General features: G+C 40.8%; 6 protein-coding genes. All 6 read left to right on the top strand.

Annotation, left to right across the window (positions count from 1 at the left end):
• Positions 1-2,284 (top strand): S-layer homology domain-containing protein (locus G358_RS0113165; protein WP_019637701.1); only part of this gene is annotated, 2,284 nt, incomplete at its 5' end.
• A 354-nt stretch (positions 2,285-2,638) separates the two neighbouring features.
• Entirely contained in the window at positions 2,639-2,965 is a 327-nt protein-coding gene (locus G358_RS0113160; protein WP_019637700.1) for a PadR family transcriptional regulator, read from the top strand.
• Positions 2,958-3,506, top strand: coding sequence for an HAAS signaling domain-containing protein (locus G358_RS0113155; RefSeq protein WP_019637699.1), 549 nt, complete (start codon positions 2,958-2,960; stop codon positions 3,504-3,506). Before G358_RS0113160 ends, G358_RS0113155 begins: the two co-directional genes overlap by 8 nt.
• Positions 3,503-4,276 carry a DUF4097 family beta strand repeat-containing protein gene (locus tag G358_RS0113150; RefSeq protein WP_019637698.1) on the top strand — a complete coding sequence of 258 codons (774 nt, stop codon included), beginning with the start codon at positions 3,503-3,505 and terminating at the stop codon, positions 4,274-4,276. Before G358_RS0113155 ends, G358_RS0113150 begins: the two co-directional genes overlap by 4 nt.
• A gap of 12 nt (positions 4,277-4,288) precedes the next feature.
• Entirely contained in the window at positions 4,289-5,080 is a 792-nt protein-coding gene (locus G358_RS0113145; protein ID WP_019637697.1) for an ABC transporter ATP-binding protein, read from the top strand.
• 6 nt (positions 5,081-5,086) lie between these two features.
• Positions 5,087-7,492, top strand: a complete 2,406-nt coding sequence (locus G358_RS0113140) for an ABC transporter permease (RefSeq protein WP_019637696.1) — start codon at positions 5,087-5,089, stop codon at positions 7,490-7,492.
• The last annotated feature ends 76 nt before the right edge of the window (positions 7,493-7,568 follow it).

Below are 7,568 nucleotides of genomic sequence, written 5' to 3'. Positions count from 1 at the left end.
TGTAAAAGATATTACACGTTTGGAACAGTTGAAAAAAATAGAGACTCTCAACCTGGGTGATAACCAAATAGAAGATATAAGTGTATTAGGGAAGCTTACGAATATAAGAACCCTCGACTTAGCAGATAATCAGATTAAGCATATCGATGTGCTAAGCCAACTCAGCGAATTGCGATATCTAATATTGAGTAATAATCAGATCGAAGATATTACACCGTTGGCGAATTTGACGATGCTGTGGACCGCAGAATTAAGTAAGAACCGAATTACGGGAATTGAAGCATTAAGTAATTTGAAAAATCTTTACACCCTGTACTTATCGGGCAACCTCATCACAGATTTCACACCAACGGCAGCCTATTACAACAACTTATCAAACAAGGATTTTTCACTTACAAAAATTGACTTCATACCGATTACCTCTATAATCGTTAATCCGGAAAGGCTCGTTCTTACCGTTGGCGATCAGCCCGCCAAACTGCGACCAACCCTTGTACCGACAAACGCTACCTTCAATACATTGCTCTGGTCGAGCACCAATGAAAAGGTAGCAGAGGTTAGCCGGGAAGGGGAAGTCACAGCAGTAGGGGGAGGTACGGCGATGATTACCGTCCACTCGCTAGACCAAATAGAGTGGGCACGAATACCCGTCACAGTACATGATAAAAAAGTAGAAATTAACAATCCCCACCAAACGATACCGGTTGGAAAAGATGGATTTACCGTAACGGTAACGAACCTAGCGGACAATAGCAAGTTGCAATATGATGCTCAACAAGTGAATGAGAGTTTGAAGGTGGCCACATCACCGCTAATTAAAGCGGAAATGCAAACGCCTGCCGGTCAAGTTGAGATGTTGGTTCCCAAAGGAACTCTAATCAGTGGGGCAGCTAATTGGGATGGAAGCATTATGCTGCCTGCAGTCAGACCGAACAACAGCGTATCGGTTGCCGGTGCAACATCTATACTTACTGTTATCGAAGTCGGACTTAGCGATCAGGAACTGCTTTTTGATCAGCCAGTAAGACTTGTCATTCCTGGGCAAGCAGGCCGAAAAACGGGCTACATTAAGCAAGGTAAATTCCACCCAATAGATCAGGAACTTTCTGCGGATACGTTGGAGACAGCTAGTCGAGAGATAAATGGTAATGGAGAGGCAAAAATCAATGTCGGCAAAGATCTCGTCATTTGGACGAAGCATTTTACCACTTTTGTAGCCTATGATGACCAGAAAGTAAATCCCCCAGGTTCAGGTTCGGGTTCGGGTGGTTCAGTTTTTGGTGGTGGCGGAGGAATTCCGACAACGACAGATAAAGCAACGGCTAAACAAAAGATTTCAAAAGCGAACGGTGGAGTCGTGACGTCTGGAGCGATAACGGTAAAAGTGCTGCCGGATTCAATCTCCGAAGATGTCACATTGACTGTTGAACAAATAACAGGTACAGATTTACCGACCTATCCTGCCAGTGTGCGATTTTTAGAAGAAGCGTATAAGCTGAGCACGGATAAATTCGTTTCTTGGAACAAAGCACAACAGATTACGCTGAAGGTTTCCTCCACGTTAACTGCCCAAGAATGGTCGCAACTTGTCCTTTATCAGTGGTCATCAAAAGAAGGCAAGTGGAAAGAACTAAGCAACCCGGTAGTCAACCAAACCGATAAGACAGTTTCCGGAGAGGTTGCTGAGCCGACGATTATCGGGATTTTCTTAGATACAAGCCGCGCCGCCTATGAGCAAGGAGAGGAAGCTTCGAAAGGTAAGCAACCGACTGACGTTAAAGGGCACTGGGCGGAGAGTGCTATAGTCCAGTTGGTGGAACAGGGGATCATCCATGGCTTGCCGGATGGAACGTTTGCTCCGAATCAAAAGGTGACCCGGGCAGAATTTACAACCTTACTTGTACGTGCACTCGGATTGGAGCCACTCGAAGGTAGTAAAAGATTTGATGATACAGCCAACCATTGGGCCCGTAATTATATTGCTGCGGCGCACGAAAAAGGGATCGTAAGTGGATACTCCGATAAGCAATTTGGAGCAAACGATCGCATTTCACGCGAGCAGATGGCCGTGATGCTTGTGAAGGCATTGGAATTAAAACCTGCTTCTGCAAAAATGACGTACAAAGATGCAGAGTCCGTTTCGAAATGGGCACAAGAAGATATAAACACGGCCATTGCTAACGGAATTTTGGTAGGAATCACGGCCGATAAGCTTCAGCCACAGGGAGAAGCAACACGGGCAGAAGCCGCCGCGATGATTGTAAGAGCATTTGCAACGCGATAACTGCAAAATTTCGTTTGATAAAACGGAGAGCCTAATCTGTGAGGTATACTTACACATTAATGAATGGAGAAATTCGGGTCCATGTTACCTTATGCTAAACGGCTATAATTTACACAAGAGTACTTGCACGGCATAACAAGGATTTTCGCAAGCCTCCCGATAACGGGGGGCTTTTCATATTATCAGGTCAGCCAGAGATTTCTGCTTGGCCTATTTTAATAGGCGTTTTGGGGTTGCGGCGGAAAAACCATGATTGTTTTATTTATTATCATATTTACAAAATAGTGGAATGTGTATTATTATAATTTTAGTACCTTACAATATTCAGTACTGTACAAAGTGATGGTGATTAAAATGAATATTCAATTTAAGAAAGGTGCCCTGGAGCTTTGTGTACTAAGTATGATTGCACGAAAAGACCGATATGGCTATGAACTGGTCGAGGAAATTTCTTTAAATTTTGAAGTCTCTGAAGGAACCATTTATCCATTACTACGACGGTTAACAAAGGAGGGGGTATTTTCGACCTATCTTATGGAATCTACAGAGGGCCCACCAAGGAAATATTACAAGCTGACACCTAAAGGAATGCAAATGAAAGAAGATCTAGTTAACGAATGGAACAGTTTCTCTAATCGTATGGAGATGATCATTGAAGGGAGGGGTACTACCAATGAGTAAGAAAGACTATCTAACCACTATTGCAGACAATATTAGAAAGCTGCCAAAAGATGAACAAAATGAAATCATGATGGAGTATGAAGAGCATTTTGAGAATGCAAAACTAAGAGGGCGTTCAGAGAATGAGATTGCGCAAAAGTTAGGGAATCCTAAGCTTATTGCACAGGAGATTATACTTCAGTACAAAATTACTAAGGCAGAGAATCAGCCTTCGTTTAACAACTTGTATAAGGCAGTACTAGCAACTCTTGGCTTAGGAATAGTAAATCTTCTAGGTGTGCTTGTACCTTTTATTGCAGGCATTGTAGTTATAGCAGCGTTGTTTATTGGCTCAGTTTATTTATTGCTATCCCCCTTGTTATTACTTATACAAGATGGTTTTACAGCAGATTTCGCAATTAAATTACCAACTGCTATAGGCCTTGTAGGTTTTGGGTTAATTATCCTATTGGGGGGCATCAAACTTACTACCTTGGGTTATAGAGGAATGATTGCATATTTGAATATAAATCGGGAATGGATTAGGGGGGAATCGAAATGAAACCTGGAGGAAAAAAAATTATGATATGGGCAGTGGCTTTGATTGGTATAGCATTGGTGGCAAATGTTATTCTATTTCTTTTTAAAGCTTCTCCTTTTAATTTAGTGGAAATTAATTTAGCAAAGGCAGTCGCTGCTGCAGATATTGCTTCGGTTGAGGTGAAATCTAATGTGGGCGATGTTAATATTATCCCTTTTGATGGATCGGAAATCCGAGTCACCATGAAAGGAAAAACAGAACGAAAATGGCTTGACGACTATTCCCTTGATGTGAGCCAAAATGGTGACATTGTAACAGTAAATGCAACACAGAAAGAACAAAAAAAATATTTATCTTTTACAGATGGCAGCTATAAACTTCAGATTCAATTACCCCGCAAACAGTATCATACCATTCAAGTGCAGACGATCACTGCTAACATCCATGTTGAAGATATTCAAACGCTGAACACTAAGCTGGGAGCGGTGAATGGCAATATTACAACAGCAAATCTGGAAGGGGAGCTGCTGGGCACTACCGAAATTGGTGATATTAAAGCACACTTCCGCACCATTACTAAAGGGATTGAAGCAAGAGCAAAGTATGGCAATGTAGCAGTGACAGTAAGTGAAGCCCCAGCAAAATTTCAAACTGATTTGAGAGCTACTCTGGGAAAGGAAATACTCGATTTGTCTAATGCTATGGAGTCTGGAAATGAGGGTCCATTAATTGCATTGTCATCAGAGCTTGGGGATGTAGCACTTGAGCAGAGGGAGATCAAAAATAGATAGGAGGGGTTTATCATGATGAACATATTAGCGCCTGAAGGGAAGCGCTCTAGCAAAAATATACTCTTGGCTGCACAAAAGTTATCAAAGGTGTATAACAGTGGAGGAGAGCTGTTTGAGGCAACTCAGAGCATAGATTTGGAAATTTATAGAGGTGACTTTACAGTAATTATGGGGAGCTCTGGGTCAGGAAAGTCTACGCTTTTATATTTGCTTAGTGGACTGGATCAAGCTTCTTCTGGATCGATTTTATTTAGAGGGCAGTTGATGGAGGGGGCCTCTGAAAAAATGCTTTCTGAGCTTCGTACTACACAGCTAGGGTTTGTTTATCAGTCCATCAACCTTATTCCTGATCTTACGATCTACGAAAACATCGCATTTCCTGGGCATATCGCTAAAACGCCTAAAGAGCAGCTAAGAGCAAAGGTAATTTCATTGATGGAAAGAATGGATATCATTCATCAAAAAAACCGAATGCCTTCCGAAGTTTCGGGAGGACAACAGCAACGAGCTGCTATAGCCAGGGCTTTGGTGAACTCTCCTGAAGTACTCTTTGCTGATGAGCCTACAGGGGCATTAAGTGTAAATCAGGGTAAAATAATATTGGATATTTTGACGGAGTTAAATCAAGAAGGGCAGTCTATTGTGATGGTGACGCATGATCTAAAGGCTGCCTGCCGAGCAAATCGTCTAATCTTCATAAAGGATGGGAGCATTGGCGGTATGCTGGAGCTTCCGAAATATACAACTGAAGTGACAGCAGAAAGAGAACGGCAAATCTACTCTTTTATTTCGAGGAGGGAGTAAGTCATTATGAAGGCCACCTTGCTACTTTGCTTTTCACAGCTTAGAAAAAAGAAAGTTCAAAATATAAGTATAGCGATCCTGATCTTTCTCTCTACACTTCTGATAACAACGTCAATTACAGTTCTGAATAACACAGGTAATGTATTTCAAAAAATTCATACACAGGTCAATGGCTCTCAAGAGCTATTAAACTTTGAAAATGGATTATACAATCCCGATGTTGTCCACGATTGGTGGGAGCAGCAGAATGGTGTGGAAACCTCACAGGTATTTCGATATCATAGTTTCTCCACCTTCACTCATAACGCTCAAGAAGTCTCCAATATAAGCCTTTATTTAACCAATGCAGGAAATTCACCCGGACAAAGCAAAGTAGATCAGCTTATATTCGCAACAGGAGAAGAAGCGGCATCACCAAAAAAAGGAGAAATATGGATACCCACTTCATTAGCTTATTCTAAAGGAATTACTGTAGGTGACCAGTTCGGGATTAAGACAGATGAAAAGGTGTTCAATTATAGAGTATCTGCCCTGGTAATCGACGTCCCTTATAGTCAACCGTTTACGGTCACTGCACGCATTTGGATGAATAGCGAAGATTACAAGACAAATATGGCGGGACAGGGAGCGTCAGAAAAAGCGATTATGGGGCTTCGGTTTGATAACCTTGAGACTTCTCAAAGCTATTGGCAGCAATTTGAGCAAGACTTCGGAGCCCCCTTTTTAGAAACAATAACGGATTACAATGGTATATCTGCCTTTTATCTGATTATAGGTAAGATTGTAAGCTCGATTATGATCTTCTTGGCAGCTGTAATGATCATGATCGCACTATATACCATTGCATTTATTATTTCGGATGCTGTGTTATCAAATTATAAAAATATAGGGGTTTTACGTTCACTGGGGTTTACAGGGAATCAAACGGTTGCTCTATATGTAATGCAGTACGGAATAATAGCAGTTCTGGCAATTCTTCCAAGTGTTGTCCTCAGTTATTTCTTCTCTAAGACAATTATTTCCCTTTCGCTTTCATATTTGAAAACCAATGATTTTGTAACAGGCATAGATTTTCCTCTATATGGTTTAATTGGAGGAGGAATTGTTCTGACATTGATCTTACTGGTGTCTTATTTATCTGCTAGAGGAGCCAGAAAAATAAAGCCAGCACAAGCTATACGATATGGCAGATCAGAAGAAAACCAGGCCAAGTCCACTTCTCATAAGCATACAAAACCCAATCAGCCAAGCTTGCTTGATAAACTGTCGCCAGTATTTGTTATCTCATTAAAAAGACTTCGAGAAAATAAAGGCAGCTCTCTATTATTATTATGTATGACGATTATTACGACTTCCGTATTAATCGGTGGAGTTCTCTTTATGACGAGTATTGCTTCCATGAATCCACCAGAATGGGGATACGATAACGCTGATATTAGCTTGGAAATTCTTAATAAGGATAAATTATCTAAAGAGCAATTAATTGCTGATTTAAAAGAAGACCCGAGAGTTGCGAGTATTCATAATATGAGTGGCGTATATGGAGTCATTCCAGGAGAGTCTGCCAGTGATTCAGAAACGCCTCAAACAGGTATTTATATTACTTCAGCTGGTGGGAATATGGATGCTTTAGGATTTGAAAATATCGCTGGTCGCAATCCTCAAAATGCTGGTGAAATATCAATCGGAGCTAAGGTTTCTCAGATAACTCATAAAGGTGTAGGAGATTCGATAGAAGTATTTATTCAGGGAAAAAAGAAAGCATATACTGTCGTTGGGGTCTATCAAGCCATTACTAATATGTCGGTATCGGCGAGAGTAAACTCAGGTACATTGGAAGGGATCAATGTTAACACGGAAGCTTCGGGCTCCCTCTACTTGATTAATATTACTCCAGGCACATCAGATGAACAGTTTGCTCAAGAAATGGGCAAAAAATATGGAGATGCAGTTTATGTAGCAGCACAAAAAACCTTAGTTCGCGAAACCTTCTCACAAGCACAAAATATTCTTTTGCTACCTATGCTTATTATGGGACTATTCTTGATCCTGGCGATTTTTGGAATTGCAAGTAGTGTAGGAAGAATCAATGTCAAGAAAGAGAGCCGAACACTTGCCATCTATAAATCTTTAGGAATGACTTCATCGAAATTAAGAGCCTCACTTGTAATCAGTACATTGATTATAGCATGGATAGGAGCAATAATAGGACTAGTATTAGGAACAGCCGGATTCCCTACTATGCTGAATAAAATTTTAGTCAATTTCGGTATCGTTAATTTTCCAATGTTCTTTGACTGGACACTCATTGTGTCTACCTTACCGTTATGTCTTCTTGTTATTGTTACTGGTATATGGTCTTCTTCACGGTTACTAAAGAATAAGTCCATTACGTATCTTCATGAAAATTAGGCAGCCATGATAGCATTGAACCATTTTTTTCGATGTATTTGCATCCTTTCCTTCACCCTTTTTATTCCTTTCCAGT

It is taken from the genome of Paenibacillus fonticola DSM 21315 (assembly GCF_000381905.1).
Taxonomy (GTDB): domain Bacteria; phylum Bacillota; class Bacilli; order Paenibacillales; family Paenibacillaceae; genus Fontibacillus; species Fontibacillus fonticola.
The sequence above is the reverse complement of the archived record's forward strand: the minus strand, read 5'-3'. Positions and strand labels throughout refer to the sequence as shown.

Bases quoted from the DNA above. Each gene is read 5' to 3' on its own strand.
- G358_RS0113145 (WP_019637697.1), top strand. From the start codon at position 4,289: ATGATGAACATATTAGCGCCTGAAGGGAAGCGCTCTAGCAAAAATATA.
- G358_RS0113160 (WP_019637700.1), top strand. From the start codon at position 2,639: ATGAATATTCAATTTAAGAAAGGTGCCCTGGAGCTTTGTGTACTAAGT.
- G358_RS0113155 (WP_019637699.1), top strand. From the start codon at position 2,958: ATGAGTAAGAAAGACTATCTAACCACTATTGCAGACAATATTAGAAAG.
- G358_RS0113150 (WP_019637698.1), top strand. From the start codon at position 3,503: ATGAAACCTGGAGGAAAAAAAATTATGATATGGGCAGTGGCTTTGATT.
- G358_RS0113140 (WP_019637696.1), top strand. From the start codon at position 5,087: ATGAAGGCCACCTTGCTACTTTGCTTTTCACAGCTTAGAAAAAAGAAA.